The 22,329-nt window shown below is 68.6% G+C and carries 22 protein-coding genes and 1 pseudogene; 16 read left to right on the top strand and 7 right to left on the bottom strand.

Features of this window, described 5'->3' with window-relative positions; all coding sequences use genetic code 11:
- Positions 1–12: 12 nt before the first annotated feature.
- The 4 genes from CEG14_RS01845 to CEG14_RS01830 form a co-directional block, all read right to left on the bottom strand.
- Positions 13–801 (bottom strand): heme ABC transporter ATP-binding protein, encoded by a 789-nt coding sequence (locus tag CEG14_RS01845; RefSeq protein ID WP_094824650.1) that lies wholly within the window; start codon positions 799–801, stop codon positions 13–15.
- A complete protein-coding gene (locus CEG14_RS01840) occupies positions 798–1,808 on the bottom strand; it encodes a FecCD family ABC transporter permease (protein ID WP_094824649.1) in 1,011 nt (336 codons plus the stop codon). Before CEG14_RS01840 ends, CEG14_RS01845 begins: the two co-directional genes overlap by 4 nt.
- Entirely contained in the window at positions 1,805–2,692 is an 888-nt protein-coding gene (locus tag CEG14_RS01835; RefSeq protein WP_094824648.1) for a heme/hemin ABC transporter substrate-binding protein, read from the bottom strand. Before CEG14_RS01835 ends, CEG14_RS01840 begins: the two co-directional genes overlap by 4 nt.
- A 98-nt stretch (positions 2,693–2,790) precedes the next feature.
- On the bottom strand, positions 2,791–2,991 hold the full coding sequence (locus CEG14_RS01830; RefSeq protein ID WP_094824647.1) for a hypothetical protein: 201 nt from the start codon (positions 2,989–2,991) through the stop codon (positions 2,791–2,793).
- A 293-nt stretch (positions 2,992–3,284) separates the two neighbouring features.
- On the opposite strand from CEG14_RS01830, the gene CEG14_RS01825 reads away from it, so the two are divergent.
- Genes CEG14_RS01825 through CEG14_RS01810 form a run of 4 tightly spaced genes read left to right on the top strand, consistent with a single transcriptional unit; the run spans position 3,285 to position 5,183 of the window.
- Entirely contained in the window at positions 3,285–3,659 is a 375-nt protein-coding gene (locus CEG14_RS01825; RefSeq protein WP_094824646.1) for a 2Fe-2S iron-sulfur cluster-binding protein, read from the top strand.
- Complete coding sequence (locus CEG14_RS01820) at positions 3,650–3,949, top strand: ferredoxin (RefSeq protein WP_094824645.1); 300 nt, start codon at positions 3,650–3,652, stop codon at positions 3,947–3,949. The genes CEG14_RS01825 and CEG14_RS01820 overlap by 10 nt, the downstream gene beginning before the upstream one ends.
- Positions 3,950–3,957: 8 nt before the next feature.
- Positions 3,958–4,257, top strand: a complete 300-nt coding sequence (locus CEG14_RS01815; protein WP_176461350.1) for a 2Fe-2S iron-sulfur cluster-binding protein — start codon at positions 3,958–3,960, stop codon at positions 4,255–4,257.
- Entirely contained in the window at positions 4,254–5,183 is a 930-nt protein-coding gene (locus CEG14_RS01810) for an ornithine cyclodeaminase family protein (protein ID WP_094824643.1), read from the top strand. Before CEG14_RS01815 ends, CEG14_RS01810 begins: the two co-directional genes overlap by 4 nt.
- Before the next feature lie 55 nt (positions 5,184–5,238).
- Here the strand turns inward: CEG14_RS01810 and CEG14_RS01805 are convergent, their stop codons facing one another.
- Both CEG14_RS01805 and CEG14_RS01800 read right to left on the bottom strand, forming a co-directional pair.
- On the bottom strand, positions 5,239–5,958 hold the full coding sequence (locus CEG14_RS01805; protein WP_094824642.1) for a GntR family transcriptional regulator: 720 nt from the start codon (positions 5,956–5,958) through the stop codon (positions 5,239–5,241).
- 169 nt (positions 5,959–6,127) lie between these two features.
- A complete protein-coding gene (locus CEG14_RS01800; protein ID WP_373454162.1) occupies positions 6,128–6,886 on the bottom strand; it encodes a sulfite exporter TauE/SafE family protein in 759 nt (252 codons plus the stop codon).
- Positions 6,887–7,114: 228 nt separating this feature from the next.
- Here CEG14_RS01800 and CEG14_RS01795 point away from each other — a divergent pair, with 228 nt between their 5' ends.
- From CEG14_RS01795 to CEG14_RS01760, 8 genes and pseudogenes are all read left to right on the top strand, one after another.
- On the top strand, positions 7,115–8,629 hold the full coding sequence (locus CEG14_RS01795; protein ID WP_094824641.1) for a hypothetical protein: 1,515 nt from the start codon (positions 7,115–7,117) through the stop codon (positions 8,627–8,629).
- Between the two features lie 282 nt (positions 8,630–8,911).
- Positions 8,912–9,643, top strand: a complete 732-nt coding sequence (locus tag CEG14_RS01790) for a TenA family transcriptional regulator (RefSeq protein ID WP_094824640.1) — start codon at positions 8,912–8,914, stop codon at positions 9,641–9,643.
- A 70-nt stretch (positions 9,644–9,713) separates the two neighbouring features.
- Positions 9,714–11,174 (top strand): aldehyde dehydrogenase family protein, encoded by a 1,461-nt coding sequence (locus CEG14_RS01785; RefSeq protein ID WP_094824639.1) that lies wholly within the window; start codon positions 9,714–9,716, stop codon positions 11,172–11,174.
- 24 nt (positions 11,175–11,198) lie between these two features.
- Positions 11,199–11,678: a GlcG/HbpS family heme-binding protein gene (locus CEG14_RS01780; RefSeq protein WP_094824638.1), complete on the top strand. Its 480-nt coding sequence runs from the start codon at positions 11,199–11,201 to the stop codon at positions 11,676–11,678.
- A gap of 22 nt (positions 11,679–11,700) precedes the next feature.
- Entirely contained in the window at positions 11,701–12,729 is a 1,029-nt protein-coding gene (locus CEG14_RS01775) for a 2Fe-2S iron-sulfur cluster-binding protein (protein ID WP_094824637.1), read from the top strand.
- 268 nt (positions 12,730–12,997) lie between these two features.
- Entirely contained in the window at positions 12,998–13,987 is a 990-nt protein-coding gene (locus tag CEG14_RS01770; RefSeq protein ID WP_094824636.1) for a YVTN family beta-propeller repeat protein, read from the top strand.
- Positions 13,971–14,777, top strand: coding sequence for a polysaccharide deacetylase family protein (locus tag CEG14_RS01765; RefSeq protein WP_094824635.1), 807 nt, complete (start codon positions 13,971–13,973; stop codon positions 14,775–14,777). The genes CEG14_RS01770 and CEG14_RS01765 overlap by 17 nt, the downstream gene beginning before the upstream one ends.
- Positions 14,778–14,785: 8 nt before the next feature.
- Positions 14,786–15,736 (top strand): annotated as a pseudogene (locus tag CEG14_RS01760) (sterol desaturase family protein); the annotation flags it as partial.
- 91 nt (positions 15,737–15,827) lie between these two features.
- Here CEG14_RS01760 and CEG14_RS01755 read toward each other — a convergent pair.
- A complete protein-coding gene (locus tag CEG14_RS01755) occupies positions 15,828–16,340 on the bottom strand; it encodes an acyl-CoA thioesterase (protein ID WP_094824633.1) in 513 nt (170 codons plus the stop codon).
- 262 nt (positions 16,341–16,602) lie between these two features.
- On the opposite strand from CEG14_RS01755, the gene fdnG reads away from it, so the two are divergent.
- From fdnG to fdhE, 4 genes are all read left to right on the top strand, one after another.
- Positions 16,603–19,671 (top strand): formate dehydrogenase-N subunit alpha, encoded by a 3,069-nt coding sequence (gene fdnG, locus CEG14_RS01745; RefSeq protein WP_141243273.1) that lies wholly within the window; start codon positions 16,603–16,605, stop codon positions 19,669–19,671.
- Between the two features lie 16 nt (positions 19,672–19,687).
- Positions 19,688–20,587, top strand: coding sequence for a formate dehydrogenase subunit beta (gene fdxH / locus CEG14_RS01740; protein WP_094824630.1), 900 nt, complete (start codon positions 19,688–19,690; stop codon positions 20,585–20,587).
- Entirely contained in the window at positions 20,580–21,281 is a 702-nt protein-coding gene (locus CEG14_RS01735) for a formate dehydrogenase subunit gamma (protein ID WP_094824629.1), read from the top strand. Before fdxH ends, CEG14_RS01735 begins: the two co-directional genes overlap by 8 nt.
- Positions 21,282–21,384: 103 nt before the next feature.
- Complete coding sequence (gene fdhE, locus CEG14_RS01730) at positions 21,385–22,326, top strand: formate dehydrogenase accessory protein FdhE (protein WP_094824628.1); 942 nt, start codon at positions 21,385–21,387, stop codon at positions 22,324–22,326.
- Positions 22,327–22,329: the final 3 nt, after the last annotated feature.

The following is a 22,329-nucleotide window of genomic DNA, read 5'->3' as shown; positions in this document are numbered from 1 at the left end:
GCGCGGGCCGCGCTAGCGGAACAGCACCAGCAGGCGGCCCGGATGCACCGGATGCGGCAACACGTCGGCGTCCACGTCGTACACGCCGCGCAGCAGCGCGGGCGTGAGCACCTCGGCCGGCGCGCCGGCCGCGTGCACGTGGCCGCCGGCCAGCAGCACGAGCTGGTCGCACCAGCGCGCCGCGAGATTCACGTCGTGCAGGATCACGAGCACGCCCATCCCCTCTTCGTGCGCCAGCCGTGCCGACACGGCGAGCAGCTCGCCCTGGTGACGCGGGTCGAGATTGGAGATGGGCTCGTCGAGCATCAGGTAGCGCGCCTGCCCGGCCTGCCGGCCGGCGCGGCATTGCGTGAGCACGCGCGCGAACTGCACGCGCTGCTGCTCGCCCCCTGACAAGGCCAGGTAACGCCGCTCGGCCAGCGCGGACACGCCGGCCAGCGCCAGCGCGTCGTGCACCAGCGCATCGACCTCCGCGGGCGCGAGCTCCGGGAAGGGATACGCGCCCATGGCCACCACTTCGCTCACCTGCAAATCGAAGGTCAGGGCGGGCTTCTGCGGCAGCACGGCGCGCAGCCGCGCCTGGCGCCGCACGCCGAGATCCTGCAGGTCCACGCCATCGAGCGCGAGCCGGCCCGAGCGCGGCGCCAGCTCGCCCGACAGCGCGGCCAGCAGGGTCGACTTGCCGGCGCCGTTGGCGCCCAGCAGGCCGGTGACCGTGCCCGGCGCGATCGTGAGCGAGAGGTCTGCGAGCACGTCGCGGCCGTTGCGCGCGACGTGGATCCGGTCGGCGACGAGGCTCATCCGCGCCCCCTGCCGGCGGCCAGCAGCCAGATGAAGAAGGGGCCGCCCACCAGGCTGGTCAGCAGCCCGATCGGCAATTCGGCCGGCACGATCAGCACGCGCGAGAGCCAGTCGGCCAGCACCAGCGCCAGCGCGCCGGCCAGCACCGAGGCGGGCAACAGCCAGCGATGGTCGGCGCCCAGCGTCATGCGCACCAGATGCGGGATCACCAGCCCGATGAAGGCAATGCCGCCGGTGGCGGCCACCAGCGGGCCCACCACCAGCGCGGTGGCGACCACCAGGCGCCGGCGCACGGCGGCCAGCGCGAAGCCCAGGTGCAGCGCCTCGCGCTCGCCCAGCAACAGCGCGTTCATCACGCGCCATTGGGTCAGCATCCACGCGCACCAGACCAGGGTCCAGGGCGCGAGCAGCGCGAGCATGGCGCCGTTGGCGCCGGCCAGGCTGCCCATGCTCCAGAAGGTCAGGCTGCGCAGCTGCATGTCGTTGGCGTTGAAGGTCAGCAGGCCGATGAGGCTGCCGGCCACCGCGTTGATCGCGATGCCCGCCAGCAGCAGGCCCGCCACGCCGGGCACGCGCCGGCCCAGCACATAAGCCAGCGCGGTGGTGACCAGGCTGCCGCAGAAGGCGGCCACGGCGGTCAGCATGAACCCGCCGGCCCCGAGCACGATGGCGGTGACGGCGCCCAGCGCGCCGCCGGCCGACACGCCGACCAGCCCCGGCTCGGCGAGCGGATTGCGGAACAGCGCCTGCATCGTGGCGCCGCAGATCGCCAGGCCCGCGCCCGCGAGCAGGGCGAACAGCACGCGCGGCAGGCGGATGTCGAGGAACACGTTGCGCGCGAGACGATCGGCGGGATCGGTGAGTTCGGCGCTCGTGAGGATCCGCGCCAGTTGCGACAGCGGAATGTCCACGGCGCCGTTCGCGGCCGCCAGCAGGCCGGCGACCACGGTGGCCAGCGCCAGCGCGATCAGCACCGCGGGGCCGCGGGCCCGCGCCGAAGCGCTCATTGGGTGCGCCGGGTTTCCTGCCCCGCCAGCGCCGCCACGCAGGGCGTTTCCTTCAGCTGGCGGATGGCATCCGGCAGCCGCGGACCGGCGCCCAGCGCCAGCAGCGGGTCGAACGCCACGATGCACTGGCTCGCGCCGGCAGGGGTGGCCGCCGCGCCGGGCAGGGCCTGCAACGCGGCCGCGTCGGGCGGCTGGCCGGTGGTCTGGGTCACCACGATCACGGCCGGCGCCAGCGCGCTCAGCGCCTCGGCCGAGACCGGCTTGTAGCTCTTCTGGTCGTGCAGGACATTGGTGAGGCCGGCCTCGCGCAGCAGCAGGTCGGCGGCCGTGCCGCCGCCCGCGCCCATGTAGACGCCGCCGTTGCCCAGCAACAGCAGCGCCGGCGCCTTGGCGGCCGGCAGACGGGCCACGGCGTCGAGTCGGGCCTGCACGTCGCGATTGAGTTTCTCGCCCTCCGCGCGCGCGTCGAGCGCGGCGGCGACCTGCGTGATGCGCTGCTTGAGCGAATCGATGCTGGCGCTGTCGGAGACGGTCTCGACCTTGATGCCCAGATCGGCCAGCTTCTTGAGCGAGGACGGCGGGCCGGCCTGCTCGGAGGCCAGCACCAGATCGGGCTGCAGCGCCACCACGCCCTCGACCGGCACCGCGCGGTAATAACCCACGCGCGGCAGCTTCTGCGCCGCTTCCGGATACATGCTGGAGAGGTCGTCGCCGACGAGGCGGTCGCCCTGTCCGAGCGCATAGACGATCTCGGTGACCGAGCCGCCCAGCGTGACGACGCGGGCCGGGCCGGCGGCGTGGGCGCCAAAGGACGCCAGCGCGGCGCCCAGCGCGAGGAGAGACAGGCGGCCCGAAAGGGCGGCGGAACGAAGACGGAACGGCATACGGCAGGTCACTCGTGAGCGCGCTTGGCAGCAATAGCTCTCATTCTGCCATCTCGCCCGCCGCGACAGAAATCGACGGGCCCGCGGCGGACCGCCGCTCAGTGCGAGTGGCAGGCCTCGGCCTCGTCCCGCCGTGCCGGGGCCTTGGCGCGCCGCGGCGCGCGCAGCAAGGCGCGCAGGTCCGCCCAGCTGAACGGAATCAGCGGGACGGTGCGGCGCAGCGCGTTGCGTTGGTCGAAGTACGGAATCAGTTGCGCGCCGACGCGCACGGTGTGGGGTTGGGAGGCGAGGGACTTCATGGCAAATACCTATTGCTTGATTAATGTATTCATTGTACCGACTTTCGCCTCTCTTTTCATGGCAACGCCTTGCGCCGGCTTTCTATCCCTTGATATGGCGCAAACGGGCGTCTTATCTGAGTAAAAGAGGACGGATTGACCGCCTCTTGCCGGGCCACGGCGGTCTCTACGGGATTTACCTGAGACCGGCCAAAATCCTTAACGGTATACAATATTCATAAAGCGACGCACCAAAGGGTGCGCCGCGCCGGGCCGGCCTGCCGCCGCCCGGGCAGACAAGGGAGAGGCAGCTCATGCCGACCGTGGTTTTTCACAAGGGCGACACGGTCCTCACCGACGAGGTGAAGGACAACACCAATCTGGTGGTGCGCGCGGGAATCAAGCAGTTCCCCTATCCCAACCTGAGCTATCAGTGCGGCATGGGCAAGTGCGCCACCTGCGCCTGCCAGGTGCTCAAGGGCGCCGAACACCTGCCCCCGCCCAACTGGAAGGAAAAAAAGCAGCTCGGCGAGCGCATCGAGCAGGGCTGGCGCCTGGCCTGCCAGCTCTGGATCACGCACGACATCGAACTGGCGCAACCGGCGCAGGCCGCAGGCACGGCATTGGGCGGCAACACGCTGGGTGCCGCCTCGATAGGCGGCACCGCGGAGACGGCCGGATGTTCGTGATCCTCACCAGCAAGCCCGGCCAGTTCCGCACCGAGGCCGGCGACGGCCTGCGCGTGGTCGAACGCTACGACTACATGTTCTACGGCCGCTGCCTGGCCCACTTCGAGATCGCCGCGCTCGAGGCCCCGACCCGCGTGCGCATCGTGGAAGACGCGCCGCCGCACGTCGTGAACCTGGTGCCGAGCAAGTTTCTCGAGCAGTTCGACAGCATCGCCGCGGCGCGCGGCGAGCTGGACCATCTCACCCGCTTCGGCAGCATGCAGGCGGAGCTGATCCGCCGGGAGCAATGAGCAGCACCATGGTAGCCATCACCTTCATCACCAACGGCGGCAAGGTCGTCGAAGCGCCGGAGAACAGCAACCTCCTGCGCGTCTCCCTCAAGGAACAGGGCGGCATCCCGTTCAAGTGCGGCGGCGGCCTGTGCGGCACCTGCCGCTGCCTCATCGAGGAAGGCCTCGAGCACACCGACCCGGTCAAGCCCAAGGAACGCAAGCACCTCACCGAGCAGGACCTGGAACAGGGCTTCCGCATGGCCTGCCAGACCTTCGTCAACGGCGACATCAAGGTGTCGTGGCAACCCCGGACGGCGCCGCGATGAGACATCTCGACGATGCCATGATCGACGCCGCGATCACGCCGGCCGAGGCGCAGGACACCCTGGCCGCGGCCTTTCTCGCGTTCGGCCAGGGCAAGGCGGCGATGCAGGGCCGCGTGCGCACCGACGCCGGCGGCGTGAAGCTCTCGACGCTGGGCGCGGTGATCCCGGACCAGCAGGTGGTGGGCGCCAAGGTCTACACCACCATCGCGGGCCAGTTCCGTTTCGTCATCCTGCTGTTCTCGGCGCGCGACGGCCGCCCGCTCGCCACGCTCGACGCCGCCGCGCTCACGCGCCGCCGCACCGCGGCCTGCACCGTGCTGGCGGCAGGCCGGCTGGCACCCGCCGCGCCGCGCGTGCTGGGCCTGTTCGGCGCCGGCACGCAGGGCCGCGAACACGTCGCACAGCTGTGCGCGCGTTTCGACTTCGAGCAGGTGCTGGTGAACGATCCGCACGCCGACGCGGCCATGCCCGAGCGCCTGGCCCAGGCCTGCGGCGTGCCGGTGGCGCTGGCCGAGCCGCGCGCGCTCGCGGCGCAGGCGGACGTGCTGGTCACGGCGTCGCGCGCGGCCACGCCCTTGTTTGCCGGCGACGCGCTCAAGCCGGGCGCATTCGTGGCCGCGATCGGCTCGAGCCTGCCCACCACGCGCGAGCTCGACGACCGCGCGCTGGCGCGAGCGCGCGCCATCGTGGTGGAGTGGCGCGAACAGACGCTGGCCGAGGCCGGCGACCTGGTGCTGGCCGACCCGCTGTGCGGCGTGGCCGGCAAGATCGCCCAGCTCGACGAGGTGCTCGCCGGCGCGCCGCTGCGCCAGTCGGCGCAGGACATCCTGATCTACAAATCGGTGGGGGTGGGCCTGGAAGACATCGCGCTGGCCGGGCTGGCCTACCGGCGCGTGGCCGAACAAGAGGGCTGGGACGCGCCCTGATGCGCGCGGCGCGGACCGCGGGGCGGCTGCGCCACGCGCGACCGCGCGGCCGCGCTCAGGCGGCCGAGGTCTGCGCCGGCTTCTGCGCGTCGGTGTAGGCGCGCGCGGCGTTGTGCACGTGCTGGGTGGCCAGCAGCGCGGCCAGCTCGCCGTTGCCGGCGATGACGGCGTTGAGGATCTGCGAATGCTCTTCCCAGTTCTGGCGCGCGCGCAGCATGTTGCTGGGCGCGAACAGCAGCGCCGTGCGATCGCGCAGCGAACGCATCAGATCGGTGAGCACCACGTTGCCGGCGATGGTGGCCAGCATCTCGTGAAACTGCGAATTCAGCCCCAGGAACGATTGCAGGTCGTCGCCGCGCACGGCCTCGGCGCCCTGCGCCAGGAAGGCCTGCAGGCGGGTGACCGTCTTGTCGTCGCGGCGCTGCGCGGCCAGCTTGGCGTTCAGGCCTTCGAGCGTGGCGCGCACCTCGACCATGTCGTAGGCGATCTCGTCGGACAGCACCGCCACCGACGCGCCCCGGCGCGGCTCGATGGTGACCAGGCCTTCGGCGGCGAGCGCGCGCAGCGCCTCGCGCACCGGAATGCGCGACACGCCCATGTCTTCGGACAGCCGCCCTTCGATCAGGCGGTCGCCCGGTGTGAACTCGCCGCTCAGGATGCGCTCGCGCAGCCGATCGCGGATCACCGCGAACAGCGGCGTGTGCTGATCGCCGATCTTCATGGAAGGCGCGGAACCGTTGTCGATGGAATGCATGCTGTAACCCGGGAGAGCCATGGCTTAGGTGTGCAGGATGAATGTGCAGAATGAATACTGCATCCATTGTAGACCCCCGCCCCCGGTTTCCGTCAGCCGGGCAAACACGGCTTTTCGGACGGACTCCGATGATCGCCGCTGCCACACCGGCCCCATCACCGACCGATCATCCGGCGGAGAGGCCCACCGCTCATCCCGGCCAGCGCGCCTGGACCAGCACCACCACGGCGCCCGCCGCACAGATCGCCAGCAGGAACCGGCGCACCACCCGGGGCGCCAGCACCGCCTTCAGGCGCCCCGACAGCGCGAAGCCGAGCAACAGAAAGGGCAGCAGGAACACGCTGAGCAGGAACTGCGGCACGCCGTAGTGGCCGGTGAGATTGAGCATGCCGAGCGAAAACGAGGCGCCGATGAACAGGATGATGCCGATGGTGGCGCGCAACCGGGCCGGCGTCTCGTGCTGCATGACGAGCGCGAGCGGCGGCGCGCCGATCGAGGTGAGGGTGCCCATCACGCCCGAGGCCAGCCCGGCGCCGCACAGGCTGCGCGGCGAACACGGCAGGCGCACGCCCGCCACGCTGATCGCCACGCCCGCCAGGATCGCCAGCGCGAACAGCGTGCCCATCAGGTCGGGCGCGAAGCGCGCCATCGCATACACGGCCAGCAGCGTCCCGGCGCAGCGCCCGGTGAGCGTGTATCCCACGTAGCGCCAGTCGATGGCGGCGCGTTCGCGCAGCGCGCCCAGCAGCGAGATGAAGCCGCCGAGCGTGAGCAGCGGGCCTGGCGCGAGCTGGGGAAAGAACAGGGCCGCCACCGGCGCGGCCAGCATCGCGAAGCCGATGCCGCCGATGCCCTGGGCCACCGCGGCCGCCAGCACCACGCCGGCCATGACGAGCAGTTGCCAGGCCTGGGGTTCGCCGGCCAGCCAGGGGAAAGGAGTCGAGAGCATCGGGAAATTTGGTATACGGTATGCAATTTATTATGCTACCGCTTCCTGAAGCGTCATAAGCCCGGGTTTTCCTGCATGCCTCGGCCCTGTCTCATAACCGCCTGGCTCTATGGCGTCCTAGCGTATTCCCTAAATGCGGCATAAAGCGCTGGTGAGTCGACTCGACAAAATATAGTATACCGTTCATATGAGGCCGATACGGCCCGCATAAGGTAAGGGGAAGTTCGCATGCAATCCGAAGTCGTTCTCGGCGCCGCGCACTGGCTGTATCTGCTCAGCGTGGCCGCCATCATCCTCACCATGATCCTGCGGGCCAATGTGGTCGTCCCGTCGGTGATCGGCACGTTCCTGGTGGTGCTGGCCTACACCGGCAATCCGATCAGCGCGCTGGTGGGCATTTTCTCGGCCAGCTTCGTGGCCGCCAAGGAGCTGTTCAACATCTTCCTGGTCATCACCTTCATGACCGCGTTGCTCAACGCGCTCAAGGTGCTGCAAGCCGACGTGCGCATGGTGCAGCCGCTGCGCCGCGTGATGACCAACGGCCACGCGTCGTTCCTGATCCTGGCCGGCTGTACCTACGGCCTGTCGCTGTTCTTCTGGCCCACGCCCGCGGTGCCGCTGGTCTGCGCCATCCTGCTGCCGGCCGCCATCGCCGCCGGCCTGCCGCCGCTGGCGGGCGCGATGGCCATCGCGATCGCCGGCCAGGGCATGGCGCTCTCGTCGGACTACGTGATCGGCGTGGCGCCCGGCATCAGCGCCAAGGCCGCCGGCGCGGCGGTGAGCGCGGCGGTGGTCGCCGACCGGGCCCTGGTGCTGTCGCTCGTGACCGGCGCGATCGCGCTGGTCATGACCTATCTCTACATGCGGCGCCAGATCGTGCCGGGCAGCGCCGCGCTGCTGACGGCCTGGCAGGCCCGCGCCGGCGGCGCCGCCGCCGAGCCGCTCGAGCATGCCGGCACCTTCGACAAGGCCGAGCTGGCGCGCGGCACCAGCCAGCCTGCCGCGCCGGCCCATGCCAGCGCGGCGCGTCTGGCCAGGTGGTCGCGCGTGTTCGCGGTGCTGACGCCGCTGACCTTCATGGGCGTGATCGTGCTGATGGCCGCGCCCGGCCTGCTGGGCGGGATGGCCGAGCTGCGCGGCGGCGACGCGGCGGCGTTGGTCGGCGGCGTGGCCTTCGTGCTGATGATGCTCGCCACGCTGGCCGCCGAGGGCCCGCGCCGCATGCTGGACGTGTGCCCCGACCACGTGACCGACGGCTTCGTTTTCGCGTTCAAGGCGATGGGCTCGGTGCTGCCGATCGCGGGCTTCTTCTTCGTGGGCGCGGCCGAGACGGCCGGCCCCATTCTGGGCATCCAGGGCGGCCACGCGCCGGGCCTGCTGTTCGACCTCATCAGCGCGTCCCAGCACCTGATTCCCGACAACCACTTCCTGGTCGGCTTCGGCGTGCTGCTGGTGGGCATGATCACCGGCATCGACGGCTCCGGCTTCGCCGGCCTGCCCCTGACCGGCACCCTGTCCGGCGCGCTCGGCCCGGTGTCGGGCATCGATCCGGCCACGCTGGCCGCGGTGGGCCAGATGGGCGCGGTCTGGACCGGCGGCGGCACGCTCATCGCCTGGTCCTCGCTGATCGCCGTGGCCGGCTTTGCCCGGGTGCACGTGCTCGACATGGTGCGCGCGCTGATGCTGCCCGTGGTGCTGGCGCTGTGCGTATCGACCACGCTGGCGATCCTGATCTGGGCGTGACGCGCGGCCTCGGGGCCGCCACGACGAAGGGGCGCGGATTCGCGCCCCTTTCCTTTTCCCGCTGCCCACCCGCTGCGCTGCGCCCAGCCCGCGCGGGCGCCGCAATGCGCGGCGGCGGCCTCGCCGGGTCGGCGGAGGGCGGGAAATACCGACCCAAGGGTTTCCCCGAGCTGACCTCGACTGCTTACAGTATACAATATTCATACCTACTCGAGACCGCGAATGCAGGTGTCCTGCCTTGCGGTGTTTCCCCCCTGACAGACCCGGATTTAGGAGCCAGCCATGTCGGAACTGATGACCCGTGAGGAATTTCGCAGCGCCCTGGAAAACGCCATCAAGGGCAAGAGCGCCAATGCTTCGCCGTTCTCCATCGCCTGGGCCAGCGGCCAGCTCAGCCGCGAGCACCTGGCCCGCTGGGCCGAGAACCACTACCACTACGTCGGCCCGTTCGCCGACTACCTGGCCTACATCTATGCCCGCACGCCCGACACCTACACCGAGGCCAAGGACTTCCTGCTGGCCAACATGTACGAAGAGGAAATCGGCGGCGACCGCCACACCGACCTGCTGATCCGCTTCGCCGAGGCCTGCGGCACCACCCGCGAGCGCGTCACCAGCCCCGACAACATGTCGCCCACCACCCGCGGCCTGCAGAGCTGGTGCTACGCGGTCGCCATGCGCGAAGACCCCATCGTGGCGGTCGCCGGCCTGGTGGTCGGCCTGGAATCGCAGGTGCCGTCGATCTACCGCAAGCAGACCCCGACCCTGCGCGACAAGTACGGCTTCACCGACGAAGAGGTCGAATTCTTCGACCTGCACATCGTGTCCGACGAGATCCACGGCGAGCGCGGCTACCAGATCGTGCTGGAGCATGCCAACACGCCGGAACTGCAGCAGCGCTGCCTGAAGATCTGTGAAGTGGGCGCGCAGATGCGTCTGCTCTACACCACCGCGCTCTACACCGACTACGTGCAGAACGAGATCGCGCTCGACCAGCTCAAGCGCGCCGCGTGAGGCAGGCAAGCAGGTGACGAACCCGCCGGCGGCGCGCACGTGCCGCCGGCATCGAATTCGCGAGGCCAGCGTGCAAGACTTGCAACAGCAGACTTTCCAGAATCACATCGGCGGCGCATGGGTCTCCTGCGCCTCCGGCAAGACCGCCCCCAACCGCAACCCCGCCGACACGCGCGACGTGGTGGGCCACTTCCAGGTGTCCGCCGCGGAAGACGGCGAGCGCGCCGTGGCCGCGGCGCAGGCTGCCTTCGACGGCTGGCGCGACACCGCGATCAGCAAGCGCGCCGCGATCCTGAACCGCGCCGCCGAATGGCTCGAGGCCCGCGCCGACCAGATCGGCCAGGAGCTGATGCGCGAGGAGGGCAAGGCCGCCAACCTCGCCCGCGACGAGGTCATGCGCTCGGCGCAGACGCTGCGCTTCTACGCCGCCGAAGGCCAGTCCTTCACCGGCGAGACCTTCGTCAACGACGATCCCGACATGGTGGTCTACACGCAGCGCGAGCCGCTCGGCGTGGTCACTGTCATCTCGCCCTGGAATTTCCCGATCTCGATCCCCGCGCGCAAGATCGCGCCGGCGCTCATCACCGGCAACACCGTGGTGTTCAAGCCGTCTTCCGACGCGCCGCTGTCGGGCCTGCGCCTGGCCGAGGCGCTGATCGAGGCGGGCCTGCCCGCCGGCGTGCTGAACTTCATCACCGGCCCGGCCGGCGCGGTGGGCGAGGCCATCACGCGCAACAAGGCCGTGCGCGCCGTGTCGTTCACGGGTTCGACCCAGGCGGGCGAACAGATCCATCGCTCGGTCGACATGACCACCCGCACGCAGATGGAACTGGGCGGCAAGAATCCGCTCATCGTGATGGCCGACGCCGACCTGGACCGTGCCGTGGACCTCGTCATCAAGGGCGGTTTCTCGCTCTCGGGCCAGGCCTGCACCGGCACCAGCCGCGTGCTGGTCGACGCGCCGGTCAAGCAGGCCTTCACCGAAAAACTGCTGGCCCGGGTCGCCAGGCTGAGCGTGGGCGACAGCGCGCGCGGCAGCTTCGACGTGGGCCCGCTCGCCACGGCGCGCCAGCTCGACACGGTGCTCGGCTACATCGAGATCGGCAAGCAGGAGGCGCGCCTGCTGTGCGGCGGCGAGCAGCTCAAGGACGGCGATTTCGCCCACGGCTATTACGTCACGCCCGCGGTGTTCACCGACGTGGCGCGCGACGCGCGCCTCGCCCGCGAGGAAATCTTCGGCCCCGTGATCGCCCTGATCGAGGTGGCCGGCTACGACGACGCGGTGGCCTGCGCCAACGACACGGAATACGGGCTGGCGGCGGCCATCGCCACCACCAACGCGCACTACGCGCACCGCTTCGCGCGCGACATCCAGGCCGGCACGGTGAAGATCAACCGCACCACCACCGGCAACCTGATCAACGCGCCGTTCGGCGGGCTCAAGCGCTCGTCCACCTCCACCTTCCGCGAATCCGGCCGCATCGGCCTGGAGTTCTACACGCAGATCAAGACGGTCTATCGCGCCGGCTGATCGCCCTCACAGGATGCAGCAGCAATGAAAAAAGTCTATCGACTCGAACTCGAAGAAGCGCGCGAGATGATCGCCGCGGCCATCCGCAAGTCCGAAGAGATCGGCGTGCTCGAATCGATCTGCGTGGTCGACGACGGCGGCTATCCCATCGCCATGGAGCGCATGAACGGCGCGCGCATCACCGGCCCGCAGATCGCCTGGAACAAGGCCTTCACCGCCGCCGGCCACAAGCGCTCGACCCACCTGTTCAACACCGCCCCCAACGGGCCGGCCCTGCCGGGCAACGAGGCCTTCGGCATCCAGTGGAGCTTCGAGGGCAAGTTCGCGGTGTTCGTCGGCGGCTTCCCGATCGTGGTCGATGACCAGGTGATCGGCGGCGTCGGCCTGTCGGGCGGCAACGGCGAGCAGGACACCCAGGCCGGGCTGGCCGCGCTGGCCGCGCTGGCCGACATGCTGGCCGAGCAGGGCATGAAGGTGCTGGTCGCGGCCGACATCAAGAAGTGATCCCGGCACCGAGGGGAACGTCATGAGCCATCGCATCGAACTGATCCTGCCCGACGGCGCGCGCGCCGCGTTCACCGCCGACCCCGGCGAATCGCTGCTGGAGGCCGGCGACCGCGCCGGCGTGGCGCTGCCGCGCGAATGCACCTTCGGCGGCTGCGGCACCTGCCGCATCCGCGTCGAGGCCGGCACGGTGGCCTATGACGAATTCCCCATGGCGCTCACGCCGGAGGAGGCGGACCAGGGCTACGCGCTGGCCTGCCAGGCGCACGCCTGCTCCGACCTCGTGATCCAGGCGGCCAGCGGCCCGCTGCTGGCCGACCCGCGCGAGCTCGACGCCGTCGTGCACAGCGTGGAAGCGCTCAGCCCCACGGTGTGGAAGCTGGTGCTGCGGGTCGATCCGGCCGCGCTGCCCGCCTGTCTGCCGGGGCAATACGTGAACGTGCTGCTGCCGGGCGACGCCGGGGCGCGCAGCTTTTCGCTGGCCTCGGCCCACGGCGCGGCCGCCGGCCTGCTGGAATTCCACGTGCGCCGCATCCCCGGCGGCCACTTCACCGACGGCGTGCTGGCGCGCACCCGCCCCGGCGAGGCCCTGCGCATCGCGGCGCCGCTCGGCGCGTTCTGCTATCACGAGCGCGACTACCGGCCGCTGCTGATGGTGGCCACCGGCACCGGGCTGGCGCCGATCCGCGCCATCCTGGAGGCGCTGTTCGACAACGACGACTGCCCGCCGGTGGCGCTCTACTGGGGCGGCCGCGACGAGGCCGACCTCTACCTGCGCGACGAGATCGCGGCCTGGGGCGCGCGCCTCTACGACTTCAGCTTCGTGCCGGTGCTGTCGCGCGCCGGTGACGGCTGGACCGGCCGGCGCGGCTACGTGCAGGATGCGGTGCTGCAGGATTTCCCCGACCTCTCCGAACACGCGATCTACCTGTGCGGCTCGCCGCTGATGATCCACGACGCCAAGCGCGCCTTCCTCGCCCACGGGGCCAGCGCCGACCACCTCTACAGCGACAGCTTCGTGTTCCAGCACGGCCTCGCCGAGGCCGCCTGAACACCGGGCCCGCGGCCCGTTCGGGCGATGCATTCCGTTACCGCCCGGCGGGTCAAAAGCCTTGTAACAACAAGGACTTGCGGCCCGAAGTTGTTGCTGCGCGGCAACAAGCGAAGCTGTTTGCTGACGGGGCCCTGAGCAAGCCCCCTTTGCGCCCGGCGCTATGACAAAATAAGCGCCGCGAGCGTGACCGCAGCCGGCATGCCGCACACAGGCCGCCCCGCCCCCCGGGCGGGCGCGTCGATACTTTCTTACGGTATTGCTCACCTTGAATCCCCTGCATCTGATCCGCTGCGCCATGCTGGGCGCGGGGATGGTTCTTGGCGCGTCGGCCGCCGCCGCGCCGATCTTCGTGCTGAACTCGCTGAACGCCAACGTCAGCATCATCGATCCGGCCACCTACACCGAGATCAAGCGCGTGCCCACCGGCAAGGAGCCGCACCACCTCTACCTCACGCCCGACGAGCAATCGCTGATGGTGGCCAACGCCACCTCCGACACGATCACGCTGCTCGACCCGCGCACCGGCGACGTGCAGCGCACGCTCACCGGCATCGTCGATCCGTACCAGCTGCGCTTCTCGCCCGACATGAAGTGGTTCATCACGGCGGCCAACCGGCTCGATCACATCGACATCTATTCGTACCACCCCAACGGCAAGACCTTCGACCTGAAGCTGGTCAAGCGCGTGCCGGCCGGCAAGACCCCGAGCCACATCGCGATCGACAGCAAGAGCCGCGTCACCTACGTGTCGCTGCAGGACAGCGACCAGGTCATCGCGATCGACCTGGCCACGCAGACGCCGCTCTGGACCCTGCCGGTGGGCAAGACCCCGGCCGACGTCTACGTCACGCCCGACGACAAGACCCTGCTGGTCGCGCTCACCGGCGACAACTACGTCGAGGCCTACGACCTCACCGCCAAGCCCGCCAAGCTGGTCAAGCGCATCAAGACCGGCGCCGGCGCGCATGCCTTCCGCATCCAGGGCGACGGCCGGCACCTCTTCGTGAGCAACCGCACGGCCAACACGATCAGCCGCATCGACATGAAGTCGCTCGAGGTGACCGACACGTTCGCCGCGCCGGGCGGGCCTGATTGCATGGACATCCTCGCCGACGGCAAGACCCTGCTGGTCACGTCGCGCTGGGCCGGCAAGATGACGGTGATCGACCTCGAGAAGAAGACCGTCAGCCACCAGGTCAAGGTCGGCAAGTCGCCCCACGGCGTCTGGACCCTCAACCATGTGGCCACGCACTAGCATCGTGCGCCCGCTCGCGGCCGCGCTCGCGCTGGCCGTGGGCGCCGGCGCGGCGCTGCCCGCGGCGGCGGCGCCGTCCTGCGACAAGCCGGTGTACCTCACGTTCGACACCGGCCACATGGGCGTGGCCGACCTGATCGCCGACGTGCTCAAGCGCCACCACGTGCACGCCACGTTCTTCCTGGCCAACGAGCGCACGCTCACCGACGGCAGCAGCCTCGACGACCACTGGGCCGCCTGGTGGAAGGCGCGCGCGGCCGAGGGCCACGCCTTCGGCTCGCACACCTACGATCACGTCTACTGGCGCGGCGACCTGCCCGACGGCGGCTTCAAGGTGCGGCCCAGCGCCGGCCCGCAGGCCAACCAGAGCAGCACCATGACGCCGGCGCAGTATTGCGACGAGATCAAGCGCTCGGCCACGCGCTTCACCGCCATGACCGGCCAGCGCATGCTGCCGATCTACCGCGCGCCGGGCGGCAAGACCTCGCCCCAGCTGCTGGCGGCCGCGCGCCAGTGCGGTTATGCCCACGTGGGCTGGGCCGACGCCGGCTTCCTCGGCGACGAGCTGCCCAGCGACAAGTACCCCAACGCGAAGCTGCTGGACCAGGCCCTGCGCCGCATCCAGCCGGGCGACATCCTGCTCGCGCACCTGGGCATCTGGTCGCGCAAGGACCCGTGGGCGCCGGCCGTGCTGGAGCCGCTGATCACCGGGCTGCAGAAGAAAGGTTTTTGTTTTGCCACGCTGGCCGACCATCCCGCGTATGCGTCGTGGCTGGCCCAGCATCATTGAGTGCCGACATGGATACCCTGGCGCAATTCTTCTCCACCTGCCAGCAATGGCTGTTCGAGACCGTGGTGCAGCCCGTGCTGTTCCATCTCGGGATGGCCAGCGTCATCGAAGACGCCTATGACGCCACCATGTGGCTGCTGGTCGGCCTGATCCAGGTCGCGATCCTGCTGCTGGTGTTCGGCCCGCTGCAGCGCCTGCGTCCGGTCGAGGCCGTGCGCGACCGCCAGCAGATCGGCGTCGACGTCATCTACACGCTGGTGCACCGCCTCGGCCTGTTCCGCGTGGCGCTGTTCTTTGCCGTGGACCCGCTGTTCGACGCGCTGTTCGGCCAGTTCCACCTGTGGGGCCTGGCCACGTTCCAGCTCGACCAGGTCTGGCACGGCGTGACCGACGGCCCCTGGACCAGCCTGCTGCTGTACCTGCTGCTGTTCGACCTGGTCGATTATCTCTACCACCGCGCCCAGCATCGCTTCGGCTGGCTCTGGGCGCTGCACTCGCTGCATCACAGCCAGCGCCAGATGACGATGTGGAGCGACAACCGCAACCATCTGCTCGACGACATGCTGCGCGATGCCGTGATCGTGGTGGTGTCGCAGCTGGTGGGCGTGCCGCCGGCGCAGTTCGTGGCCATCGTGGCCATCACGCAGCTGGTGGAGAGCCTGTCGCACGCCAATCTGCGCGTGGGCTTCGGCCGCTGGGGCTCGCGCCTGGTGGTCGGCCCGCGCTTTCATCGCGAGCATCACTCGATCGCCTACGACGCCTCGTCGCCGGGCCCGGCGGGCGGCTACAACTTCGCCGCGCTGTTCCCGATCTGGGACATCCTGGGCCGCACCGCCCGCTTTCACGGCCAATACGGCCCGACCGGCATCCACGATCAACTGCCCGAGAACGGCGGCTACGACTACGGCCGCGGCTTCTGGGCCCAGCAGTGGCGCGGCATCGAGCGCCTGTTCGGCCGCCAGGCGCGCGCCGGCGACCGCTCCCCGCCGTCGTCGGGCACGCCCGCGGCCGAAGGCCGGGCCACCGTCGTCGCGGTGGCCGCGCCCGAGCTCAGCCCGGCACGCCCGGTTGCGGAACGTGCGCCTGCTTCTTGATCGCGTCGTGGCGGTTTTCCATTTCCTGGCGTAGCGCGCGGCGCTGCTTGGCGGCCTCGAAGCGCTGGCGCTCTTCGAGCGTGCGCAGCTCGAGCTGCGGCACCACCGTGGGCTGGCCCTTGTCGTCCACCGCCACCATCGTGAAATAGCAGCTGTTGGTGTGGCGCACCAGCTTGCGCCGGATGTCCTCGGTGACCACCTTGATGCCGATCTCCATCGAGGTGCGCCCGGTGTAGTTGACCGAGGCGAGGAAGGTCACCAGCTCGCCCACGTGGATGGGCTCGCGGAACACGACCTGGTCCACCGAGAGCGTGACCACGTATTGGCCGGCATACCGGCTCGCACAGGCGTAGGCCACCTGGTCCAGGTATTTGAGAATGGTGCCGCCGTGCACATTGCCCGAGAAATTCGCCATGTCCGGCGTCATCAGGATGGTCATCGAAAGCTGGTGGCTGAAGGCGTCGTCCATGGTGGGTCTTGCGGCAGTGGAAAGGCGTAATCGTACCGGCGGGTCGGCAACGGCGCCATTGCACTGCAGCATCTTTCACGCAACTTTCACGTCAATGGGAAGTATTCGCGCTAACTACCGTCAAATTCGGCGATAACCCCGCGCCGGCGTTGCTGCCATGTAACCGAAAACCTATACTGAAGCGGATTCCGCGAGATCCATGGGACGTGCCGCAAAGGGCGCGCGTCCGATCCCGCTCCACTCACCAGAAAGGGAGTGATTCATGCTCAACATGAACCGCCGCCAGTTCTTCAAGGTGACAGGTTCCACGCTGGCCGCCTCCAGCATGGCATTGCTCGGGGTCGCTCCCGGCAAGGCCATGGCCGAAGTGCGCCAGTACAAGCTCGCGCGGATGACCGAAACGCGCAACACCTGTCCGTACTGTTCGGTCGCCTGTGGGATCCTGATGTATGGCCTGGGCGACGGCGCGAAAAACGCCGAATCCAGCATCGTCCACATCGAAGGCGATCACGATCACCCCGTCAATCGCGGCACGCTCTGTCCGAAGGGCGCCGGCCTGATCGATTTCATCCACAGCCCCAACCGCCTGAAGTACCCCGAGTACCGCGCGCCGGGCTCGGACAAGTGGCAGCGCATCTCGTGGAACGACGCGCTGACGCGCATCGCGAAGCTGTTGAAAGACGATCGCGACGCCAACTTCATCGAGAAAACCGCTGACGGCAAGACCGTGAATCGCTGGGTGACCACCGGCATGCTGGCCGCATCGGCCGCGAGCAACGAGGTCGCCTACGTGACGCACAAGGTCGTGCGCAGCATGGGGATGCTGGCGTTCGATAACCAGGCTCGTGTCTGACATGGCCCGACGGTGGCAGGTCTTGCCCCGACGTTTGGCCGTGGAGCGATGACGAACCATTGGGTCGACATCAAGAACGCGGATGTAATTCTCATCATGGGCGGAAATGCCGCCGAGGCCCACCCTTGCGGGTTCAAATGGGTCACGGAAGCCAAAGCCCACAACAAGGCGAAACTGCTCGTCGTGGACCCGCGCTTCACGCGCTCTGCGTCCGTGGCGGACTTCTACGCGCCCATACGCACCGGCACCGACATCATCTTCCTCGGTGGCGTGATCCGTTATCTGCTGGAAAACGACAAGGTCCAGCATGAGTACGTGCGCAACTACACCGACTTTTCGTTCATCGTGCGCGAAGACTTCGCCTTCGATGGCGGCCTGTATTCCGGCTACAACGCCGAGAAGCGCAGCTACGACAAGTCGACCTGGGACTACGAGCGCGGCGACGATGGCTTCGTCAAGACCGATCCTTCGCTCACGCATCCGCGCTGCGTCTACCAGCTGCTGAAGAAGCACTACTCGCGCTACACCGAGGAGATGGTCGAACGCGTGTGCGGCACGCCCAAGGCGGCCTTTCTGCACGTGTGCGAGGCGCTCGCGTCGACGGCCGGCACCGACCGCGCCGCGACGATCCTCTACGCGCTGGGCTGGACGCAGCACTCGATCGGCTCGCAGATCATCCGCACCGGCGCGATGGTGCAGCTGCTGCTGGGCAACATCGGCATCGCCGGCGGCGGCATGAACGCGCTGCGCGGGCACTCGAACATCCAGGGCCTGACCGACCTCGGCCTGATGTCGAACCTGCTGCCGGGCTACATGACGCTGCCCAACGAGCCGGAGCAGGACTTCGACAAGTACATCAACACCCGTGCGCTCAAGCCGCTGCGCCAGAACCAGCTGAGCTACTGGCAGAACTACCGGAAGTTCCACGTCAGCCTGATGAAGGCCTGGTGGGGCCCGGCCGCGACCGTCGAGAACAACTGGGCCTACGACTACCTGCCCAAGCTCGACAAGCTCTACGACATGCTGCAGGTCTATGAGCTGATGAACCAGGGCAAGATGAACGGCTACATCGCCCAGGGCTTCAACCCCCTGGCGGCCGCGCCCAACAAGCACAAGCTGGACACCGGTTTCGCCAAGCTCAAGTTCCTGGTGATCATGGATCCGCTCGCCACAGAGACCTCGGAGTTCTGGCGCAACGCGGGCGAGGCCAACGACGTGGATCCGTCCAAGATCCAGACCGAGGTGTTCCGCCTGCCCACGACCTGCTTCGCCGAGGAAGAGGGCGCGCTGGTGAACTCCGGCCGCTGGCTGCAGTGGCACTGGAAGGGCGCCGAGCCGCCGGGCGAGGCCAGGAGCGACATCGAGATCATGTCGCAGCTGTTCAGCCGCATGCGCGAGCTCTACCAGAAGGAGGGCGGCAAGTATCCCGATCCGATCGTCAATCTGTGGTGGCCGTATTCCAATCCGGAAAGCCCCACGTCTGCCGAGCTGGCCAAGGAATACACCGGGCGCGCGCTCACCGACCTGGTCGACCCGAAGGATCCGACCCGCATCACGCGCAAGGCCGGCGAGCAGCTCTCGGGCTTCGCCGAGTTGCGCGACGATGGCTCGACCTTGTCGGGCTGCTGGATCTTCGCCGGCGCCTGGACCGAGGCCGGCAACCTGATGGCACGGCGCGACAACACCGACCCCACCGGCATCGGCCAGACCCTGAACTGGGCCTGGGCGTGGCCGGCCAACCGCCGCGTGCTGTACAACCGCGCCTCCTGCGATGCCGCGGGCAAGCCGTTCGACCCGCGTCGCAAGCTGATCTCGTGGAACGGCAAGGCCTGGACCGGCGCCGACATCCCCGACTTCAAGGGCGACGAGGATCCGGCCGGCGGCATGGGCCCCTTCATCATGAATCCCGAAGGGGTCGCGCGCTTCTTCGCGCGCGCCGGCATGGCCGAGGGTCCGTTCCCCGAGCACTACGAGCCGTTCGAGAATCCGCTGGGCTACAACCCGCTGCACCCCAAGGTGCCGCAGGCGACCAGCAATCCGGCGGCGCGCGTGTTCAAGGACGACCTCGCCGCCATGGGCAAGGTGGAGCAGTTCCCGCACGTGGCCACCACCTATCGCCTCACCGAGCACTTCCACTACTGGACCAAGAACGTCAGGCTCAACGCGATCCTGCAGCCGGAACAGTTCGTGGAAATCGGCGAGGCGCTCGCCAAGGAGCTCGGCATTCCCAACGGCTCGCGCGTGAAGGTGTCGTCGAACCGCGGCTACATCAAGGCGGTCGCGCTCGTGACCAAGCGGATCCGGCCGCTCACGATCGAAGGGCGCACGGTGCACCAGGTCGGCATCCCCATCCACTGGGGCTTCGTCGGCGTAGCGAAGCCGGGCTTTTTGACCAACACGCTGACGCCCTTCGTGGGCGATGGCAACAGCCAGACACCGGAATTCAAGTCGTTCCTGGTGAAGGTCGAAAAGGCTTAGGGCGAGGAGCGAATCTATGTCAATGCAATCCCTGGACATCAAACGGCGCTCCGCGACCACCACGCCGCCCCCCGGCGTGCGCGAGCCCTCCACCGGCAGCGTGGCCAAGCTGATCGACGTCTCCAAGTGCATCGGCTGCAAGGCCTGCCAGGTGGCGTGCATGGAGTGGAACGACCTGCGCGACGAGGTCGGCGTGAACGTCGGCGTGTACGACAATCCGGCCGACCTGACCGAGCATTCCTGGACCGTGATGCGATTCTCCGAATACGAGAATCCCAACGGCAACCTGGAGTGGCTGATCCGCAAGGACGGCTGCATGCACTGCGAGGATCCCGGCTGCCTGAAGGCCTGTCCGTCGCCGGGCGCCATCATCCAGTACAACAACGGCATCGTCGACTTCCACGAGGAAAACTGCATCGGCTGCGGCTACTGCATCACCGGCTGCCCGTTCAACATCCCGCGCATCTCGCAGAAAGACCACAAGGCGTACAAGTGCACCCTGTGTTCCGACCGCGTGGCCGTGGGACAGGAGCCGGCCTGCGTGAAGACCTGTCCCACCGGTGCCATCGTGTTCGGCACCAAGGAGGACATGAAGCACCATGCCGCGGAACGCATCGAAGACCTGAAGTCGCGCGGCTTCGACAAGGCCGGCCTGTACGATCCGCAGGGCGTGGGCGGCACGCACGTCATGTACGTGCTGCACCACGCCGACCAGCCCACGCTGTATCACGGGCTGCCGCAGGATCCGAAGATCAGCCCGATGGTGTCGTTGTGGAAGGGCGTCACCAAGCCGCTGAGCGTGGCCGTCATGGCGCTCACGGCGCTGGCCGGCTTCTTCCACTATGTGCGTGTCGGCCCGAACGAGACCGACGAGGAAGACGAACGCCGCGCCGAAGAGGAGGCTCGCCATGACTGATCCCGTCCGCGATCCCGGCCCGCCGGTCCACCCGCACGCCCCCGAGGCGCCGCGCGACCGGTTCGGGCGCAAGCTGATCCTGCGCTACACCGCCAACGAGCGCACCAACCACTGGCTCATCGCCATCACGTTCGTGCTGCTCGCCCTGTCGGGGCTCGCGCTGTTCCATCCTGCGTTCTCGCCGCTCTACGCGGTGCTCGGCGGCGGCCCCTGGACCCGCATCCTGCACCCGTTCATCGGCCTGCTGATGTTCTTCTGCTTCTTCGTGTTCGCCATCCACATGTGGCGCAACAACCTGATGACGAAGAACGACTACCAGTGGCTGCGGCAGATCAACGACGTGCTCAACAACCGCGAGGAAAAGCTGCCCGAGGTCGGCAAGTACAACGCCGGCCAGAAGCTGTTGTTCTACGTCCTGATCCTGTGCATGCTGGGCCTGCTGGTGAGCGGGCTGGTCATGTGGCGCGAGTATTTTTCGTTCTACTTCCCGATCTGGGCGGTACGCGCCGCCTCGCTGCTGCACGCGGTTTGTGCATTCGTACTGATTTGCGCGATCATTGTGCATATCTACGCGGCGATCTGGGTCAAGGGCTCGATCGGGGCCATGGTGCGCGGCACCGTGACCTGGGGATGGGCCTGGAAGCACCATCGCGCCTGGTTCCGTGCCGTGCGCAAGGAGTCTGCCGGCAAATAGGCCTGCGACCCCGATCCCGGCGCCGGCTCCGGCCGGCCCGCCGCACGGCTGCCTGTCCGCGCATTGCGCGGCGGCAGCCGTGTTTGTTTATCTGGAGAGAACATTGCAGCGTATTCTTCCGCGGGGTGAGATCGAATCCCTGGAACACACGGCGATCCCGCGCCTGCGCCAACCCGAGTCGGATCTCTACGCCACCCGCGCGGCACGCCTGCGCGCGCTGGCCGCCGACAGCCCGGTGGCCGGCTATCTCGAACTGATGGCGGCGCTGGCCGACGCCCAGCAGGCCACGCTCAAGGCGATCGCCGATCCCGGCCTGCCGGGCGCCTCGCCGGCGCGCATCGACCTGGCCCAGGCGCACGGCATGCCGCCCCTGCAGGCGGTGGGCTGGGAGCGCGATCCGCGCTGGCTCGCGCTGCTCGACGACATCCTGAAGGCGCTGCAGGCCCGCACCGACCTGCCGGAAGAGGCCGTGCGCGTCTGCACCGAGCTGCGCAGCGCCATCGCCGAGAGTCCCGAGAGCATCGAAGACCAGGCCGATGCGTTGCTGTCCGAGCGCGAGGTGGACGTCAACAGCGCGGCCGCGCCCTTCATCATGGGCGCGCTGCAGGTCTATTTCACCGACCTGGCGCGCCGCTTCGACCCGCGCCAGATGCCGGTGGCCAGCCCGTTCGGCGTATGCCCGATGTGCGGCAGCATGCCGGTGGCCAGCGTGGTGCGCGTGGGCGGCAAGTCCGAAGGCCTGCGCTATCTGTGCTGCTCGCTGTGCGCCACCCAATGGCATCTCGTGCGCGTCACCTGCTCGCACTGCGAAAGCACCAAGGACATCTCCTACCAGTCGATCGAGGGCCGCTCCGAGGCCATCAAGGCGGAGGCCTGCGAGTCCTGCCACACCTACCGCAAGATCTTCTACCAGGAGAAAGACCTGCACGTCGATCCGGTGGCCGACGACCTCGCCAGCCTGATGCTCGACGTGTTGATGGGCGAGGCGGGCTACACCCGCGCCAGCGGCAACCCGCTGCTCTGGCACGGCGAAGCGGAGGCCTGAGCG

The sequence above is a fragment of the Bordetella genomosp. 1 genome (assembly GCF_002261335.1).
Classification (GTDB): domain Bacteria; phylum Pseudomonadota; class Gammaproteobacteria; order Burkholderiales; family Burkholderiaceae_B; genus Bordetella.
This window is presented reverse-complemented; position numbering and strand designations above follow the sequence as displayed.

Excerpts from the sequence above, each read along its gene's own strand:
- CEG14_RS01795 (WP_094824641.1), top strand. The coding sequence starts at position 7,115 with ATGCAATCCGAAGTCGTTCTCGGCGCCGCGCACTGGCTGTATCTGCTC.
- CEG14_RS01830 (WP_094824647.1), bottom strand. The coding sequence starts at position 2,991 with ATGAAGTCCCTCGCCTCCCAACCCCACACCGTGCGCGTCGGCGCGCAA.
- CEG14_RS01815 (WP_176461350.1), top strand. The coding sequence starts at position 3,958 with ATGGTAGCCATCACCTTCATCACCAACGGCGGCAAGGTCGTCGAAGCG.
- CEG14_RS01755 (WP_094824633.1), bottom strand. The coding sequence starts at position 16,340 with ATGGACGACGCCTTCAGCCACCAGCTTTCGATGACCATCCTGATGACG.
- CEG14_RS01780 (WP_094824638.1), top strand. The coding sequence starts at position 11,199 with ATGAAAAAAGTCTATCGACTCGAACTCGAAGAAGCGCGCGAGATGATC.
- CEG14_RS01845 (WP_094824650.1), bottom strand. The coding sequence starts at position 801 with ATGAGCCTCGTCGCCGACCGGATCCACGTCGCGCGCAACGGCCGCGAC.
- CEG14_RS01765 (WP_094824635.1), top strand. The coding sequence starts at position 13,971 with ATGTGGCCACGCACTAGCATCGTGCGCCCGCTCGCGGCCGCGCTCGCG.
- CEG14_RS01735 (WP_094824629.1), top strand. The coding sequence starts at position 20,580 with ATGACTGATCCCGTCCGCGATCCCGGCCCGCCGGTCCACCCGCACGCC.
- CEG14_RS01810 (WP_094824643.1), top strand. The coding sequence starts at position 4,254 with ATGAGACATCTCGACGATGCCATGATCGACGCCGCGATCACGCCGGCC.
- CEG14_RS01775 (WP_094824637.1), top strand. The coding sequence starts at position 11,701 with ATGAGCCATCGCATCGAACTGATCCTGCCCGACGGCGCGCGCGCCGCG.
- CEG14_RS01820 (WP_094824645.1), top strand. The coding sequence starts at position 3,650 with ATGTTCGTGATCCTCACCAGCAAGCCCGGCCAGTTCCGCACCGAGGCC.
- CEG14_RS01790 (WP_094824640.1), top strand. The coding sequence starts at position 8,912 with ATGTCGGAACTGATGACCCGTGAGGAATTTCGCAGCGCCCTGGAAAAC.
- CEG14_RS01840 (WP_094824649.1), bottom strand. The coding sequence starts at position 1,808 with ATGAGCGCTTCGGCGCGGGCCCGCGGCCCCGCGGTGCTGATCGCGCTG.
- CEG14_RS01800 (WP_373454162.1), bottom strand. The coding sequence starts at position 6,886 with ATGCTCTCGACTCCTTTCCCCTGGCTGGCCGGCGAACCCCAGGCCTGG.
- CEG14_RS01805 (WP_094824642.1), bottom strand. The coding sequence starts at position 5,958 with ATGGCTCTCCCGGGTTACAGCATGCATTCCATCGACAACGGTTCCGCG.
- CEG14_RS01825 (WP_094824646.1), top strand. The coding sequence starts at position 3,285 with ATGCCGACCGTGGTTTTTCACAAGGGCGACACGGTCCTCACCGACGAG.
- fdxH (WP_094824630.1), top strand. The coding sequence starts at position 19,688 with ATGTCAATGCAATCCCTGGACATCAAACGGCGCTCCGCGACCACCACG.
- CEG14_RS01835 (WP_094824648.1), bottom strand. The coding sequence starts at position 2,692 with ATGCCGTTCCGTCTTCGTTCCGCCGCCCTTTCGGGCCGCCTGTCTCTC.